Genomic DNA, 15,704 nt, shown 5'->3' with positions numbered 1-15,704 from the left:
ACAACTGCATGGATGCACTGTGGGAATTCATCGTCGGACGGCGAAGACAGTTGGCGATCGACTCCTATCTGCACGTCTCGGCCGTCGTACAGTGCGTCGTCATCGCCACCGTCATCGGTGTCGCGATCGGAGTTCTCGTCTACCGCAGCCCCGCTGGGTCGGCGATCGCGACGGCACTCGCGAGCACCATCCTGACGATCCCTTCGTTCGCGCTGCTGGGCGTGCTCATCCCCATCATGGGATTGGGTGTTCGGCCCACGGTGACCGCGTTGGTCCTCTACTCTCTGCTGCCGATCATCCGCAATACCGTGGTCGGTCTGGCTGCAGTCGATCCGGCCGTCGCCGACGCCGCCCGCGGTATCGGAATGAGTCGCACCCTGGTGCTGCGACGCATCGAAATTCCTCTCGCCTGGCCGTCGATTCTCACCGGGATGCGGATCAGCACGCAGATGGCCATGGGCATCCTGGCCATCGCCGCGTACGCGAAAGGCCCTGGCCTGGGCAACCTGTTGTTCTCCGGGCTCGCGCGCGTGGGCAGTCCCACGGCCCTACCGCAGGCCCTCACCGGCACTGTCCTGATCGTCCTGCTGGCGTTGATCCTGGACGGGATCTACGTGTTGATCGGCAAACTGACCACCTCGAGGGGTATCCGTGAGTGACTCGACCCGTACATCGAACGTCTCCGGCGCGGAAATCGTGCTCGAGAACGTCACCAAGAGCTACCCGGGGCAGAAGCTCGCGGCCGTGGACAACGTGTCCATGACGATTCCGGCCGGCGAGGTCGTCGTTCTGGTCGGGCCCTCGGGCTGCGGTAAGACGACGACGATGCGCATGATCAACCGGCTGATCGAGCCGACGTCGGGCCGCATCACCATCGGTGGCAAGGACGCGCTCTCGATCGACCCCAACGAGTTGCGTCGCACCATCGGCTACTCCATCCAGCAGGCGGGCCTGTTCCCCCACATGACGATCGCGCAGAACGTCGGGATGGTGCCCGGGCTCATCGGTTGGAACAAGAAGCGCATCGACGATCGCACAGACGAGATGCTCGATCTGGTCGGGCTCGATCCGGCGGTCTACCGCGAGCGCTATCCACGTCAGCTCTCGGGTGGCCAGCAGCAGCGTGTCGGCGTCGCCCGCGCACTCGCCGCCGATCCCCCGGTGCTGTTGATGGACGAGCCCTTCGGCGCGGTCGATCCGATCACTCGAGGACTGCTGCAGGACGAATTGATGCGGCTGCAGGCCGAACTGGGCAAGACCATAGTGTTCGTGACCCACGACTTCGACGAGGCCGTCAAGCTCGGCGATCGCATCGCCGTTCTGGGGAACCAATCGACCATCCTCCAGTACGACACTCCCGAGGCCGTTCTCGCCAACCCCGCAGACGACACCGTGGCCGGTTTCGTCGGTGCCGGAGCGGCATTGAAGCAGTTGACCTTGATGCGGGTACGCGACATCGAACTGTCCGACGTCCCTGTTTTCGGCGAGGACGATTCGGTGGACATGATGAACACCGCTCTCGGCTCCGATCCCGAGGCCTGGGGAATCATCCTCGACTCGCGCAAGCGCCCGCTTCGGTGGACCGATCGACGCCACCTCGTCGGAGTCGGGAGCCTGCGCGACGTCGGTGTGCCGATGGGCGAGATGGTCTCGACGCAGTCCACCCTCCAGGACGCGCTCGAAGCTCTTCTGTCCGAGGGCAACGCAACGGCCACCGTCACCGGCAACCGCGGCGAGTACGTCGGCACCGTGACGATCGACGTACTGATCGATACCGTCAAGTCCCTGCGGTCCCAACACGCGAACGACCACGACAAGCCGCGCACCGACGTAGGGACTCCGTCGTGACGACTCTGGCCGATACCGGCGACGACACGAAGGACACCGCGCGAGCCGCCAAGCGGGCCGAACGTCTCAGGCTGCTGATCCAGCCCGTGGTCATCCTCGCCATCGTGGCCGTTCTGTTGGGGTACACCTTCAGCCGAGACCTCACCGCCACCCAGTCCGGCACGTTGAACGCCGGCAGCATCTTCACCGCCGTTCGAGAGCACGTCGCGATCACGATCGTCGTCACTGCCCTCGTTCTCGTCATAGCGGTTCCGCTGGGAATCCTGTTGACGCGGCCCCGGTACCGAAAGCTGGCTCCGCTGTTCATCGGCATCGCCAACATCGGTCAGGCCGCACCCGCGGTCGGCTTGCTGGTGCTGCTGTTCCTGGCCACCGGGTGGACGGGCTTCACCGCGGGCGTTCTACCCATCGCGTTCTACTCACTGCTCCCGGTTCTGCGCAACACCATGCTGGGTTTTCAGACGGTGGACCCGAACTACATCGACGCCGCTCGCGGTCAGGGAATGTCGAACATGGGCATCCTGCGGCGCATCGAGTTCCCCCTGGCGGTGCCCTTCATCCTCGCAGGTCTGCGTACCTCACTGGTGCTGGCCGTGGGCACGGCAACTCTGAGCTTCCTCGTCGGTGCCGGCGGACTCGGAGTGTTGATCGACACCGGCTACAAGCTCAACCAACCGATCATCCTTGTGGTCGGAGCAGTCCTCGCGGTCGCTCTGGCGCTGCTGGTCGACTGGCTCGGCGCTCTCGCCGAGGCATTTCTCGGACCGAAAGGACTCCGCTGATGCGGCGCAGCACTCGACGACTCGTGGCCCTGTGTGCGGCTGCGACCATGGCGTTGACCGGATGTGGCTTGCAATCGGGCGGAGCGATGCCGTTGTCGGTCGAACCCGGCAGCATCACCCCGCTCCCGGGCCTCGAGGGAGCGCAGTTGACCGTCGGGTCCAAGGACTTCACCGAGCAGATCATTCTGGGTTACATCCTCGAATTCGCCTTGAGCGCTGCGGGAGCCGACGTTCGCGACCTCACCAACATCGCCGGCTCGCAGAGCGTACGACTGGCTATGCAGAGCGGCCAGGTCGACGTCGCCTACGAATACACGGGCACCGGCTGGATCAACTTTCTGGGCAACGAAACCCCCATTCCCGACGCCACCGAGCAGTTCGAGGCCGTGCGCGATGCCGACAAGGCCAACGGCATCGACTGGGTCAATCCTGCACCGATGGACAACACGTATGCGTTGGCGATGAATCAGCAGGTGGCGCAGGCGACCGGGGTGCGCACGCTGTCCGACTATGCCGCTCTGGTGAACCGAGATCCCGCTGCGGCGGCGTTGTGCGTGGAGACCGAGTTCAACAGCCGCCAGGACGGTCTTCCAGGACTCGCAGCGACCTACGGATTCGACGCGAGCACGCTGCCCGTACAGATTCTGCAGACCGGTGTCATCTACCAGGCCACGGCCGAGGGTGGCCAGTGCAGCTTCGGTGAGGTGTTCACCACCGACGGCCGCATCAAGGGCCTGAACCTGACGGTGCTCGAAGACGACAAGTCGTTCTTCCCGCGCTACAACGCCACGGTCATCATCCGCCAGGAGATCGCCGACCGGTATCCCGAGATCGCCGAGGTGACCGCGCCGATCTCGGACGCGTTGACCAACGAGGCCATCTCCGAGTTGAACAAGCAGGTCGACATCGACGGCCGCGATCCGGCCGATGTTGCGCGCGACTGGATGGTTGCGCAGGGCTTCGTCACCGTGGGCAGCGATTAGAGACCGACGGGACTAGAGTCCGCCGAACGTTCTCTCCACCACGGCCTTCGCCCGACGCGTCACACGCAGGTAGTTGTCGAGGAACGCTCCGGCATCGCCGTTCTCCCAGCCCGCCACCTGCGCGACTGCGGAGAGCACAGCTCCCGGTCGCGGCAGCTGATCGGTGGGCTTGCCGCGGACCAACACCAGCGCGTTGCGTGCCTTCGTCGCCAGGATCCATGCCTCCCTGAGCAATTCGATGTCGGTCTCGCTCATGAGCTCGGCCGCACCGATGGCGTCGAGTGATTGCAGGGTCGAGGTGTTGTGCAGCGTCCGGACTTTGTGCGCATACCTGAGCTGGATCAGCTGAACGGTCCACTCGATGTCTGCCAGTCCCCCGCGTCCGAGCTTGGTGTGGGTCGAGGGGTCGGCCCCCTTGGGCAGACGCTCGGAGTCGATGCGCGCCTTGATGCGTCGAATCTCGCGGACCGCGTCGGCGGACACTCCGCCTTCGGGGTAGCGAACCTTGTCTGCCATCAGCAGGAACCGGATGCCGAGATCCTGGTCGCCGGCCACCTGGTGCGCCCGCAGCAGAGCCTGCACTTCCCAGGCCTGAGCCCACTGCGCGTAGTACGCGGCGTACGAAGACAGGGTGCGCACCACCGGGCCGTTGCGACCTTCCGGCCGCAGACCGGTGTCGACCTCGAGGGGCGGATCGGTGCTGGGCGCGCCGAGCAGTTTGCGGATGCGGTCGGCAATGGTGTTGGCCCACTTGACCGCAACGGTCTCGTCGACGCCGTCCACCGGTTCGCAGACGAACAGCACGTCCGCGTCGCTGCCGTAGCCGAGCTCACCGCCGCCCAGCCGTCCCATGCCGATGACGGCGAGAGTTGCCGGAGCCGGCTCCCCCCGCTCCTTCTCGCTGGCTCGCACCGCAGCGGCAAGCGCTGCATTGATGACTGCGGCCCAGACCGAGGACAGCGCGCGGCACACCTGAGGTACGTCCAGCATGCCCAGAATGTCTGCCGAGGCCACCCGCGCCAGTTCGTGGCGTCGTAGTGCCCTGGCTGCGTTGATGGCTCGTACCGGGTCCTCGTACCGAGCCGAGGACGACAGGATCGCGCGGTAGGTCTCCTCCGGCTCGGCGTCGAGCAGTCGGGGGCCGGTGGGTCCGTCGGCGAACAACCGAATGACCTCGGGGGCTTTGATCAGCAGGTCCGGTACGTAGGCCGAGGAGCCGAGCACGATCATCAGCCGCTGCGCCACTGCGCCTTCGTCGCGCAGCACGCGCAGGAACCACGTCTGCTCCCCCGCCGATTCGGACAGCCTGCGGTAGTTGAGCAGTCCGGCGTCGGGATCGGGGGTGTCGGCGAGCCATTCGAGCAGCGTCGGAAGCAGCACGGCCTGAATCTGGCCGCGGCGGGTACCGGAGCCGACGAGCGCACGGAGGTGGCCCAGCGCGTTCTGCGGGGTCGCGTAGCCGAGCGCGGCGAGCTGACGCGTCGCCGCGTCGGGGGTCAGACGTACTGTCTCGGAGTCGAACTTGACCACCGAGTCGAGCAACGGCCGGTAGAAGAGCTTCGCGTGCAACCGCCTGATGCGCTGCGCGTTGCGTTTGATCTCGGCGTTCAGTACGCCGAGGGCGTCGCGGTTGCCGTCGGGTCGCATGTGCGCCGAACGTGCCAGCCACCGCAGGGCTTCCTCGTCGTCCTGAGGAGGCAGGGTGTGCGTGCGACGCATTCGCTGCATCTGCAGGCGGTGCTCGATCAGCCGAAGAAACTCGTAGGAGGCCGTCAGGTTCGCAGCGTCGTCGCGGCCGACGTAGCCGCCCTCGGTGAGCGCGGTCAGTGCGTCGGTCGTGCCGAGTACGCGCAGCGACTCATCGGTTCGACCGTGCACCAATTGCAGGAGCTGGACCGCGAATTCGACGTCCCGCAGGCTTCCGCGTCCGAGTTTGATCTCGCGCTCGCGGAGCTCCGGCGGCACCATCTCCTCGACTCGGCGCCGCATGGCGCGCACCTCGGGCACGAAGTCCTCGCGCTGGCTGGCCAACCACACCATCGGGTTGACCGCGTCGACGTAATCGTTGCCGAGCGCGATGTCGCCGGTCATGGGGCGAGCTTTGAGCAACGCCTGGAATTCCCAGGTTTTGGCCCAGCGCTTGTAGTACGCGACATGCGAATCCAGCGTGCGGACCAGCTCGCCGCGCTTGCCCTCGGGGCGCAGTGCCGCGTCCACCTCGAAGAATGCCGAGGACCCGATGCGCATCATTTCACCGGCGATGCGGCTCGCTTGAGAGTCGGCGGGCTCGGCGACGAACACGACGTCGACGTCGGAGACGTAATTGAGTTCGCGTGCACCACATTTGCCCATTGCGACGACGGCCAGACGCGTCGGACACGGGGCGTCCGGGCACACGGTGGCGACGGCGACGGCCAGCGCAGCGGTGAGCGCTGCGTCGGCCATGTCGGAGAGCTGCGCTCCGACCACGGTGTACGGCAGGACGGGTTCGTTCTCGACGGTCGCGGCGAGGTCGTATGCCGCCAGCACCATGATCTGGTCGCGGTACTTCTTGCGCAGCGCGATCACGGCGGGCGGCCCGATCAGGGACGCGCGGTACAGGTCCGGTGCGGCGTTGGGGCCGGTCTCGGGCTCGGCACCGACGGCCTCGAGCAGTTCCGCGACCAGGGTGGCTTTGGTGGGGAGCTCGATCTTGGCCGAGACTCCGCTGCTCTGACCTTCCTTGGTCAGCAGCAGACGCCAGGTGCTGTCGTCGGCAACAAGGTGATCGGCGAGCGCACTGGAGGCACCGACGAGACCGAGGATGCGGCCGCGGAATCCCTTGTCCGTGCGCAGCGCCGTGTCGAACTCCGACCAGCCGGAACCGAGCGACTCGTACAACCGCACCAGGGTGCGGAGCGCGAGATCGGCATTGGGCGCACGCGAGAGCGACCAGAGCAGCTCGAGGCTGTCCTCATCCGTCCATCCGAGAGTGCTCAGATCGGACGGCGCAGTTTCTTCGACCAGGCCGAGACGGCCCGGTCCGGGAACGACGGATCTGGAAGTCGGAGGACGCACCATCTAAAATCCACCTCGGCGTGCCACAGTTTTACCCCGTCGTCAGTAATGCGACGCGAGGGTGCCCGCGCCGGCATCGGAACTACCATTCACGATCGACTAGAACGTAGCCCATGACGACGCCGTGCTGTTAAAGACCCAGGTAGGCCTTCAGCTCGTAGGGCGTGACGTGGCTGCGGTATTCCTCCCACTCGCGACGCTTGTTGCGGAGGAAGAAGTCGAAGACGTGCTCGCCCAGTGCTTCGGCGACCAGTTCGGAGCCTTCCATCGCGTTCAGTGCCTGATCGAGGTTGCCCGGCAGTTCCTTGTAGCCCATGGCGCGACGCTCCGCGGAGGTCAGTGCCCACACGTCTTCCTCGGCCTCGGGCGGCAGGGTGTAGCCCTTCTCGATTCCCCGAAGACCGGCCGCGAGCAGCACCGCGAACGCGAGGTACGGGTTGCACGCCGAATCAGGGCTGCGAATCTCGACGCGACGCGAGGATGCCTTGTTCGGGGTGTACATCGGCACGCGGATCAGTGCCGAGCGGTTCGCCGGTCCCCACGACGCAGCGGTCGGTGCTTCTCCGCCGCGCACGAGTCGCTTGTAGGAGTTGACCCACTGGTTGGTCACGGCGCTGATCTCGTTGGCGTGTTCGAGGATGCCGGCGATGAAAGACTTGCCGGTCTCCGAGAGCTGCATCGGGTCGTCCGGGTTGTGGAAGGCGTTCGCGTCGCCCTCGAACAGGCTCATGTGCGTGTGCATCGCGGAGCCGGCCTGATCACTGAACGGCTTGGGCATGAACGTCGCGCGCACACCCTCCTCGATGGCGACTTCCTTGACCACGTAGCGGAAGGTCATGATGTTGTCGGCCATCGACAGTGCGTCGGCGTAGCGGAGGTCGATCTCCTGCTGGCCGGGTGCGGCCTCGTGGTGGCTGAACTCGACCGAGATTCCCATCGACTCGAGCGCGTCGATGGCGTGCCTGCGGAAGTTCGGGGCCGAGTCGTGCACGGCCTGGTCGAAGTAGCCGCCGTTATCGGCCGGAGTCGGCGGTGAGCCGTCCTGGGGGGCGTCCTTGAGCAGGAAGAATTCGATCTCGGGGTGCACGTAGCAGCTGAATCCGAGGTCCGCGGCCTTGCTCAACTGACGACGCAGCACGTGGCGTGAGTCGGCCCAGGACGGCGAGCCGTCGGGCATGGCGATGTCGCAGAACATCCGCGCCGAGTGCTGGTGACCCTTGCTGGTGGACCACGGCAGAATCTGGAACGTGGACGGATCGGGCTTGGCCACGGTGTCGGCCTCGGACACCCGCGCAAATCCTTCGATGGCGCTACCGTCGAAACCGATTCCCTCGTCGAATGCCCCTTCGAGCTCGGCGGGGGCGATGGCCACCGACTTGAGGTACCCGAGGACATCGGTGAACCAGAGGCGGACGAAACGAATGTCGCGCTCTTCGAGGGTCCGGAGCACGAATTCCTTTTGACGATCCATGAACGCGAGAGTAAGCAAACGGAGTTAAATCTGTGTTACATCGTGAATTCGGTCTCACTTCGTGAAACTCTCAGCGCCCTTCCCAGGTCGTGAGGTAGTACGTCAGCACCGCAATCCATCCCCTGGCGGAACCAGATCGACGAGGTAGTTCACCAACGGATCGTCGATGCACTCGACGCCCGAGAAGGCGACCGTGTGTTGGGTGCCCTCGTACGTCACCAGATCGCCGCGCAGCTGAGCAGCCAACTCCACACCCGCTTGATAGGGCGTGGCCGGATCGTTGGTCGTCGAGACCACCACCAGCGTCGGCAGTCCCTCGACGTCGACGATGTGCGGATCGCTCGTGTTCGGCACCGGCCAGAAGGCGCACAGGTCGAGTGGCGCGTTGCCCGTCGCCCGGCCGTCGTCCAGATACGGCGCGGCGGCGCGGAACCTGGCGTCTGCCTCGTCGGCCGCTGCGCGATCGGTGGTCGGCGGGCCGTCGACGCACCGAACGGCATTGAACGCGTCGTCGATGTTGGTGTAACTGCCGTCCTCGAGCCGTCCGGAGTAAGTGTCGGCGAGCCGGAGCAGCGTGTCGCCCCTGCCGTCGCGCAGTTCGTTCAATCCGGCCCGCAGCAGACGCCACAGCTGCTGCGAGTACAGCGCCTGCTGGGCACCGGTGATCGCGTCGTCGTAGCTGAGCCCGCGAGGGTCGGTCGTCTCGGCCGGCCGGTCGATCAGCGGTTCCACCAGCGATCGGAACTGCTCGACGGCCTGCGCCGGATCGGTTCCGAGCGGGCAGGTCTCGGTCTGTGCGCAGTCCGCAGCGAACTGATCGAATGCGGTCTGGAACGCCGCTCCCTGGGCGACCGCCTCGTCGACGGGTGACTGGTCGGGATCGAGCGCACCGTCGAGCACCATCGCGCGAACGTTGGACGGGAATTCCTCGGCGTACGCGGTCCCGATCCGGGTGCCGTAGGAGTAGCCGATGTACGTCAGCTTCTCGTCGCCGAGAACCGCGCGGATGACGTCCATGTCTCGCACCACTTCCCGGGTGCCGACGTGCTCGAGCACGTCCGCCCCGGTCCGCTCGACGCACTGCGCGGCGTAGTCCCGATGTTCGGCCTCGGTCGCCGCGATGCCTTCGGGGCTGACGTCCACATCGGGTTCGCGACGCTCCTCGTCGATCTCCTCGGACGTCAGGCACCGCACTTCCGGCTCGGATGCTCCGATCCCGCGTGGGTCGAAGCCGATTCGATCGAAGCGATCGGCGACGGCGGTACCTGCGGCCTGCCCGGCGAGGTAGAGCCCCGACGAGCCGGGCCCGCCCGGGTTCATCAGTATCGATCCGATCTTCTCGCCCGTCGCCTTCGTCCGCGAGATGGCGACCTCGATCGTCGTGCCGGTCGGATCGGCGTAGTCCAACGGCACGGTCACCATCGCGCACTCGACGGCGCTTCCCAGCTCGCTGCCGTCGGTGTTGTACCGGTCGCAGGACTCCCACTCCAGCGTCTGGGTGTAGAACGTCTCGAGCCCTGAAGGGATCGGGCCGACGGCGGATGCCGACGAGGAACTGTCGGGCGCAGCGGAGTTCTCGGGAGTGGCTGTCGGCTCGGAGGTGGAGCAGCCGACGGCCAACACGGCGACCGTGGACAGTGCCACGGCCGTGCTCCTGGTGCGCGTTCTCATGGCTCGATCGTGCCAGGTCTTTCGAGCGCTTCGCTCCCGCTGCCGGGCGGGGACGTCGTCCGAGCACTAGCGTGGACGCAGTGCAGGCACTTCGACTCGCCCTCGCCCAGATCAATTCCGTCGTCGGCGATCTCGCCGCGAATTCCGCGGCGATCGTCGAGTGGACGGTCCGCGCAGCCCACGACGGCGCCAATGTGGTGGTGTTCCCCGAGATGGCGCTGACGGGGTACCCCGTCGAGGATCTGGCTCTGCGACCGTCGTTCGCCGCCGCATCCGCTCGCGCCCTGACCGAGTTGGCGACAGCCTTGGACAGTGCCGGGTGCGGCGATCGCATCGTGGTGGTCGGTTATCTCGATCGCGACGCCGAGGGCTCGCGGAACAGCGCCGCAGTGATCGCCGACGGACGGGTGACGACGCGATACGACAAGCACTCCCTTCCCACCTACCGGGTGTTCGACGAGGCCCGCTACTTCGCTCCGGGATCCGGCCTGAGCATCACGACGGTGAACGGCCTGCGGCTCGGTGTCGTTGTCTGCGAGGACATCTGGCAACCGGGCGGGTCCGTGCCCGCCTATGCCGCGGCCGGGGTGGACATGTTGCTCTGCCTCAATGCCAGCCCCTTCGAGCAGGGCAAGGACGAGGTGCGGCGCTCCATCGCCCTGCGCCGGGCCACCGAGATCGGCGCTCCGATCGCCTATGTCAACGTCGTGGGCGGCCAGGACGAGCTGGTGTTCGACGGGGCGAGTTTCGTCGTCGGGCCGGACGGTTCCCTCTGGGGCCGCTCCCCCCAATTCGTCGAGCATCTCCTGATCGTCGACGTCGATGCCCCGACGGCGCCGCATCCGGATGCCGCCGACGTACCGGGCTGGACCATCGATCGGGTGACGCTCCCCGACGTGGCGGTCACCGGCTGGCAGCGAGCCGAGCCGTTCCTCGCAGAGATCGTGGGCACCGAGGAACAGGTGTGGGGTGCACTGGTGACCGGTTTACGAGACTACGTGCACAAGAACGGTTTTCGATCGGTGGCCCTCGGATTGTCCGGCGGTATCGATTCGGCGGTGGTCGCCGCCATCGCCGTCGATGCTCTCGGTAGCGATGCGGTACACGGAGTGTCGATGCCCTCGACGTACTCCTCGGATCACTCCCGCACCGATGCAGAGGATTTCGCGTCGCGCACCGGTATTCATTTCCGCGTCGAGCCGATTGCCGACATGGTTGCCTGCTACGTAGACCAGCTGCACCTGAGCGGGCTCGCCGAGGAGAACATTCAGGCCCGCTGCCGAGGCATGCTGTTGATGGCACTGTCGAACAGCTTCGGCCACCTGGTGTTGGCCACCGGAAACAAATCCGAACTGGCCGTAGGCTATTCGACGATCTACGGAGATGCCGTCGGCGGCTTCGCACCGATCAAGGACGTGCCGAAGTCGCTCGTGTGGGATCTGGCGCGGTGGCGAAACAAGTCCGCTGCCGACCGCGGGGACATCCCACCGATCCCCGAGTCGAGCATCGACAAACCGCCGTCCGCCGAGCTCCGGCCGGGCCAGCTGGACACCGACTCCTTGCCCGACTACGACGAACTGGACGCCATCGTGTTCCGCTACGTCGACCACGATCAAGGCTTCGCGGACATCGTGGCGGCCGGGTTCGACGCGGCGGTGGTGGCGGACATTCTGCGCAAGGTCGACGCGTCGGAGTACAAGCGGCGTCAGTATCCGATCGGCACCAAGGTCACCTCTCGTGCGTTCGGACGCGACCGCCGCATGCCGATCACCAACGGCTGGCGGGACTACACCGCAGTCGACGAGGTGTGACGAATTGCACTGCCGGTAGCGCTCCGGCAGGTCGCGCGCAGTGGCAGACTCGACCACGTCATCACACCCCATCCCGGGGACCCGCCGAGCGGGCCTCGAGGACCAGAAAGGGACAAAGATGTCCGAAACTGCTGTGTACGGCGGGGCTGCTCAGGAAGCGCCCTCCACCGCCTTGACCCGCAAGACCCGCACCCACCATCTTCTGCAGATGAAGGCCGACGGTGAACGCTGGGGAATGCTCACCGCCTACGACTACTCCAGCGCCCGCATCTTCGAGGAAGCCGGCGTACCTGTTCTCCTCGTCGGTGATTCGGCAGCGAACGTCGTCTACGGCTACGACACCACCGTGCCGATCACCGTCGACGAGCTCCTCCCGCTGGTCCGCGGAGTGGTCCGCGGCGCACCGCACGCCCTCGTCGTCGCAGATCTGCCCTTCGGCACCTACGAGGCCTCGCCGCAGCAGGCCCTCGAAACCGCAGTTCGGTTCATGAAGGAAGGGCTCGCGGGCGCAGTCAAGCTCGAAGGCGGTGAGCGCGTGGCCGCTCAGATCGCCGCGATCACTGCCGCGGGCATCCCGGTGATGGCCCACGTCGGCTTCACCCCGCAGAGCGTCAACACGTTGGGTGGCTTCCGCGTCCAGGGGCGCGGAGACGCGTCCGAGCAGCTTGTGGCCGACGCCATCGCAGTCCAGGAAGCCGGCGCGTTCGCCGTCGTCATGGAGATGGTTCCCGCCGACATCGCCGGCCAGGTCACCCGCAAGCTCACCATTCCGACGGTCGGTATCGGTGCGGGGAACGAATGCGACGCGCAGGTTCTGGTGTGGCAGGACATGGCCGGATACACCAACGGCAAGACCGCGAAGTTCGTCAAGAAGTTCGCCGACGTCGGCGATTCACTGCGGACCGCGGCGACCACCTACCTGTCCGAGGTGCGGTCGGGAGTCTTCCCCGGGCCCGAACACAGCTACTGATCGTCCTCGTCTCTGCCTCGTTCGGGTGGCACACTCTGGGGCATGACACTCAGACGGGGTACGACATCCATTGCCGCGAGAAGCGTAGTCGCAGTAGCAAGCGCGGCTGCGCTTCTCGCCGTGTTGGGGGCGTGCAGTACCGACACCACCAACATCGGTTCGTCATCCACCACGACGGTCGCACCGACCACCACGGTCACCGCACCGCCCGCGGACGCAGTGATCACCGACGCACAGAAGCAGCAGTTGTGCACCGATCTCGAGGCGCAGCTGTCCAATTGGCGTGTTCAGGGGCCCACCCTGGGCCGCGGCGGGCTGAACATCCTGGTGCAGACCTGGGCGGCCCAGAGCGGTGTCATCAACCTGCAGGTGGTGCAGAACCGCGCGATCGTCGACGACATCACGACCGAGACGTGCTCGGACGTGCGGGACGAGGCCATCCGCTCCCTCGATATTCCTGATCTGGCATCCGGTCTGGTGGGCTTCTAGGATGCGGACCCTCTACCCCGAGATCGCGCCCCTCGAGACCGGACACCTCGACGTGGGTGACGGCCAACAGATCTACTGGGAAGTCTCGGGCAACCCCGACGGTGCGCCGGTGGTGTTCGTGCACGGCGGTCCGGGCGGTGCCACCAATCCGTTGCAACGCCGGTACTTCGACCCGCAGACCTATCGAATCGTGCTGTTCGATCAGCGGGGCTGCGGGCAGTCGACCCCGCACATCGCCGACGGAGCCGATCTGTCGGTCAACACCACCCACAGCTTGATCTCGGACATGGAGAAGCTCCGGGAGCACCTGGGTATCGACACGTGGTTGGTGTTCGGCGGATCCTGGGGCTCGACGCTGTCGCTGGCGTACGCGCAGTCGCACCGCGATCGCGTTCGGGGGCTGGTACTGCGGGGGATATTCCTGGTGCGGCCGCCGGAGATCGACTGGTACTACGGCGGCGGGGCAGGCCACATCTTCCCCGATCTGTGGGAGAAGTTTCTCGAACCCATTCCGGAGGACGAGCGCGACGGCGATCTCGTTCAGGCGTACCACCGACAGTTGATGTCCGACGACCGCGAGGCCGCAACCCGAGCTGCGGTGGCGTGGTCCACCTGGGAGGCGGCGACGAGTTACCTGCTGCCGAAACCGGATGCAGTGCAGGACAACTCGGATCCACGGTTCGCCCTGGCATTCGCCGGTATCGAGAACCACTACTTCCGCAACAACTGCTTTCTCGAAGAGAATCAACTGCTACGTGACGCCCACCTGCTCGACGGCATTCCTGGCGTCATCGTGCAGGGCCGCTACGACGTCATCTGCCCGGCAACGAGCGCGTGGGCGCTGCACGAGGCCTGGCCCGGTGCCGATCTGGTGATCGTCGACGACGCCGGCCATTCTGCGGCCGAGCCCGGCATCGTGCATCACCTCGTCGAGGCGACGGATCGTTTCAGGCCGTGACGGCCGGGTAGTCGAACCGGACTGTGCGAGAGTCGGTGTCGGCCCGGGTCAAGCGGACCTTCACCGACTCCCCCGCGGGCGGTTCTCCGTCGCACTTTCCGAGAACGATCGGCTGTGACACCAACACCTCGGCGTCCCGCTTTCCCTCGGCACCGCGCAGCACGACCGCAGAGAACTGCTCGCCCACTCGGTCTTTCAGTACGTGCGCTTCGGTGAGGTCGATGCAGGCGCGGTCCACTTTCGACGCCGCGGAATCCGATCCGCGCATGGTGGCGGGCAACTCCGGCAATGCCTGCGCCGCCCAGTCCGGTACCGACGCTCCGGCCACGACGGCCAGGCACACCTCGGTGGCGAAGCGATCGGACAGCCGACGCAGTGGGGCCGTCACATGCGCGTATGGCGCGCCGATTCCCGAATGCTCGACCGATGCATCACTGTCCACTGGGTTCGTTGTGCGGTCGAATGCGAGGTAGTCCGCACCGCGCAGCAAACCGGTCGCCTGGGTCATCATCGCCAGCGTCGACGGCTCGTCGGTGGGCAGTCCGGCCAGCACTGCCCCGGCGGATGCGCCTGCGGGCCAGTCAATTTCGAGTGCTGCTGCCGTCTTCTTCAGTGTGTCCACGGATTCGGACGAGGCGGGTGGCAGGGTTCGCACGATGCCGATTCCGGCGTCGAGCATGATTCTGGCGGCGCACATTCCCGTCAGCAGCGATACTTCGGCGTTCCACCCGTCCACTGCGGTGCGTGGTTGCAGGACGGTGCGCCAGCCCTGCCCGTCGGGCACCACTTCCTGCTCGGGCAGGGTGATGTCGACGGCTCCGCGTCGTCTGGCCGCAGCTGCGCGCTGGGCCCCGAATTCGGCCAGCGCTGCGATGGACGGATGCGGTGTCCCCGCGTCCACATCGGCTTGCACTGCGGCGTAGTCGAGCCGGGCGGTCGATCGAACGAGCGCGCGGGTGACCGTCCACGCAGCCGCCTCGCCGACGTCGTCGAGTTCGATGGTCCACAGCGCGGCGCAGCGAGTCTGCCCCTCCAGCAGGCTGCCCGAACCCTCCGACAGCTCGCGTGGATGCAACGGAACGGATCCGTCGGGGAGGTAGAACGTCTGGCCGCGTCGACGAGTTTCGGCGTCGAGCGCTCCCCCGGGCGTCACCAGTGCGCCCACGTCGGCGATCGCGTAGTGCACCACCAATCCGTTGGACGTCTTCTCGATGTGTACGGCTTGGTCGAGGTCCTTCGAGCCGAGTGGGTCGATGGTGACGAACGGGATGTCGGTGCGGTCGATTCTGCTGTCGGCGTGCAGGTCTCGGGCTTCGACCGCCTCGCGCATCACGTCCGGGTCGAACGCTTCGGTCAGTGCGAACTCGGATCTGATGGCCTCGAAGTCGAAGCCCGGAGCCCTCAGCCGGGTGAGCAGCACCGTCAGTTGTTCCAGTCGTCGTCGGAATCGGCGGCTTTGTTGCGAGCCGCGGCGATCTTCAGAGCCTGTTCCGCGGTGGCCTTGTCCGGATACGGGCCCATGCGGTCGAGGGCGTTGGTCTGCTTGCCCTGTACGACCTGCTTGGTGCTGATGTCGTAGTACCAGGAGGTGTCGTCGTCGGTCATGACTTCCAGTGTGCCCCATGGAGCGACGCCGCAGGAGAACTGCGGAGAAATAGTGAGTG

At 66.1% G+C, this 15,704-nt stretch carries 13 protein-coding genes; 8 read left to right on the top strand and 5 right to left on the bottom strand.

Features of this window, described 5'->3' with window-relative positions:
• Positions 1-8 precede the first annotated feature (8 nt).
• From AYK61_RS01750 to AYK61_RS01735, 4 genes are read left to right on the top strand one after another with little or no spacing between them, the layout of a single operon-like run.
• Entirely contained in the window at positions 9-659 is a 651-nt protein-coding gene (locus AYK61_RS01750) for an ABC transporter permease (RefSeq protein ID WP_037192916.1), read from the top strand.
• A complete protein-coding gene (locus AYK61_RS01745; protein WP_121869574.1) occupies positions 652-1,848 on the top strand; it encodes an ABC transporter ATP-binding protein in 1,197 nt (398 codons plus the stop codon). The genes AYK61_RS01750 and AYK61_RS01745 overlap by 8 nt, the downstream gene beginning before the upstream one ends.
• Positions 1,845-2,630 carry an ABC transporter permease gene (locus tag AYK61_RS01740; RefSeq protein WP_259467894.1) on the top strand — a complete coding sequence of 262 codons (786 nt, stop codon included), beginning with the start codon at positions 1,845-1,847 and terminating at the stop codon, positions 2,628-2,630. The genes AYK61_RS01745 and AYK61_RS01740 overlap by 4 nt, the downstream gene beginning before the upstream one ends.
• The gene (locus AYK61_RS01735) at positions 2,630-3,613 is read left to right on the top strand and encodes a glycine betaine ABC transporter substrate-binding protein (protein ID WP_121869573.1); all 984 of its coding nucleotides are present in this window, start codon (positions 2,630-2,632) and stop codon (positions 3,611-3,613) included. Before AYK61_RS01740 ends, AYK61_RS01735 begins: the two co-directional genes overlap by 1 nt.
• Before the next feature lie 12 nt (positions 3,614-3,625).
• Here AYK61_RS01735 and AYK61_RS01730 read toward each other — a convergent pair whose 3' ends face one another.
• The 3 genes from AYK61_RS01730 to AYK61_RS01720 form a co-directional block, all read right to left on the bottom strand.
• The gene (locus AYK61_RS01730) at positions 3,626-6,673 is read right to left on the bottom strand and encodes a bifunctional [glutamine synthetase] adenylyltransferase/[glutamine synthetase]-adenylyl-L-tyrosine phosphorylase (RefSeq protein WP_121869572.1); all 3,048 of its coding nucleotides are present in this window, start codon (positions 6,671-6,673) and stop codon (positions 3,626-3,628) included.
• Positions 6,674-6,800: 127 nt separating this feature from the next.
• Complete coding sequence (gene glnA, locus AYK61_RS01725) at positions 6,801-8,141, bottom strand: type I glutamate--ammonia ligase (RefSeq protein WP_032379097.1); 1,341 nt, start codon at positions 8,139-8,141, stop codon at positions 6,801-6,803.
• 102 nt (positions 8,142-8,243) lie between these two features.
• Positions 8,244-9,812 (bottom strand): alpha/beta hydrolase, encoded by a 1,569-nt coding sequence (locus tag AYK61_RS01720; protein WP_121869571.1) that lies wholly within the window; start codon positions 9,810-9,812, stop codon positions 8,244-8,246.
• Positions 9,813-9,892: 80 nt separating this feature from the next.
• Between AYK61_RS01720 and AYK61_RS01715 the strand changes: the two genes are divergently transcribed.
• From AYK61_RS01715 to pip, 4 genes are all read left to right on the top strand, one after another.
• Positions 9,893-11,623 (top strand): NAD+ synthase, encoded by a 1,731-nt coding sequence (locus AYK61_RS01715; protein WP_121872341.1) that lies wholly within the window; start codon positions 9,893-9,895, stop codon positions 11,621-11,623.
• 118 nt (positions 11,624-11,741) lie between these two features.
• Complete coding sequence (panB, locus tag AYK61_RS01710) at positions 11,742-12,593, top strand: 3-methyl-2-oxobutanoate hydroxymethyltransferase (RefSeq protein WP_121869570.1); 852 nt, start codon at positions 11,742-11,744, stop codon at positions 12,591-12,593.
• A 42-nt stretch (positions 12,594-12,635) separates the two neighbouring features.
• Entirely contained in the window at positions 12,636-13,082 is a 447-nt protein-coding gene (locus AYK61_RS01705; RefSeq protein WP_121869569.1) for a hypothetical protein, read from the top strand.
• Position 13,083: 1 nt separating this feature from the next.
• Positions 13,084-14,040, top strand: coding sequence for a prolyl aminopeptidase (gene pip / locus AYK61_RS01700; protein WP_121869568.1), 957 nt, complete (start codon positions 13,084-13,086; stop codon positions 14,038-14,040).
• Here pip and AYK61_RS01695 read toward each other — a convergent pair.
• Both AYK61_RS01695 and AYK61_RS01690 read right to left on the bottom strand, forming a co-directional pair.
• The gene (locus tag AYK61_RS01695; protein WP_397485392.1) at positions 14,030-15,475 is read right to left on the bottom strand and encodes an RNB domain-containing ribonuclease; all 1,446 of its coding nucleotides are present in this window, start codon (positions 15,473-15,475) and stop codon (positions 14,030-14,032) included. The genes pip and AYK61_RS01695 overlap by 11 nt on opposite strands.
• Positions 15,463-15,645 carry a hypothetical protein gene (locus AYK61_RS01690; protein ID WP_045194843.1) on the bottom strand — a complete coding sequence of 61 codons (183 nt, stop codon included), beginning with the start codon at positions 15,643-15,645 and terminating at the stop codon, positions 15,463-15,465. The genes AYK61_RS01695 and AYK61_RS01690 overlap by 13 nt, the downstream gene beginning before the upstream one ends.
• Between the last annotated feature and the right edge of the window lie 59 nt (positions 15,646-15,704).

Origin of the sequence: Rhodococcus sp. SBT000017 (assembly GCF_003688915.1) — a bacterium.
Lineage (GTDB): Bacteria > Actinomycetota > Actinomycetes > Mycobacteriales > Mycobacteriaceae > Rhodococcoides.
The sequence above is the reverse complement of the archived record's forward strand: the minus strand, read 5'-3'. Positions and strand labels throughout refer to the sequence as shown.

Bases quoted from the DNA above. Each gene is read 5' to 3' on its own strand.
- AYK61_RS01750 (WP_037192916.1), top strand. From the start codon at position 9: ATGGATGCACTGTGGGAATTCATCGTCGGACGGCGAAGACAGTTGGCG.
- AYK61_RS01735 (WP_121869573.1), top strand. From the start codon at position 2,630: ATGCGGCGCAGCACTCGACGACTCGTGGCCCTGTGTGCGGCTGCGACC.
- AYK61_RS01730 (WP_121869572.1), bottom strand. From the start codon at position 6,673: ATGGTGCGTCCTCCGACTTCCAGATCCGTCGTTCCCGGACCGGGCCGT.
- glnA (WP_032379097.1), bottom strand. From the start codon at position 8,141: ATGGATCGTCAAAAGGAATTCGTGCTCCGGACCCTCGAAGAGCGCGAC.
- AYK61_RS01720 (WP_121869571.1), bottom strand. From the start codon at position 9,812: ATGAGAACGCGCACCAGGAGCACGGCCGTGGCACTGTCCACGGTCGCC.
- panB (WP_121869570.1), top strand. From the start codon at position 11,742: ATGTCCGAAACTGCTGTGTACGGCGGGGCTGCTCAGGAAGCGCCCTCC.
- AYK61_RS01705 (WP_121869569.1), top strand. From the start codon at position 12,636: ATGACACTCAGACGGGGTACGACATCCATTGCCGCGAGAAGCGTAGTC.
- pip (WP_121869568.1), top strand. From the start codon at position 13,084: ATGCGGACCCTCTACCCCGAGATCGCGCCCCTCGAGACCGGACACCTC.
- AYK61_RS01690 (WP_045194843.1), bottom strand. From the start codon at position 15,645: ATGACCGACGACGACACCTCCTGGTACTACGACATCAGCACCAAGCAG.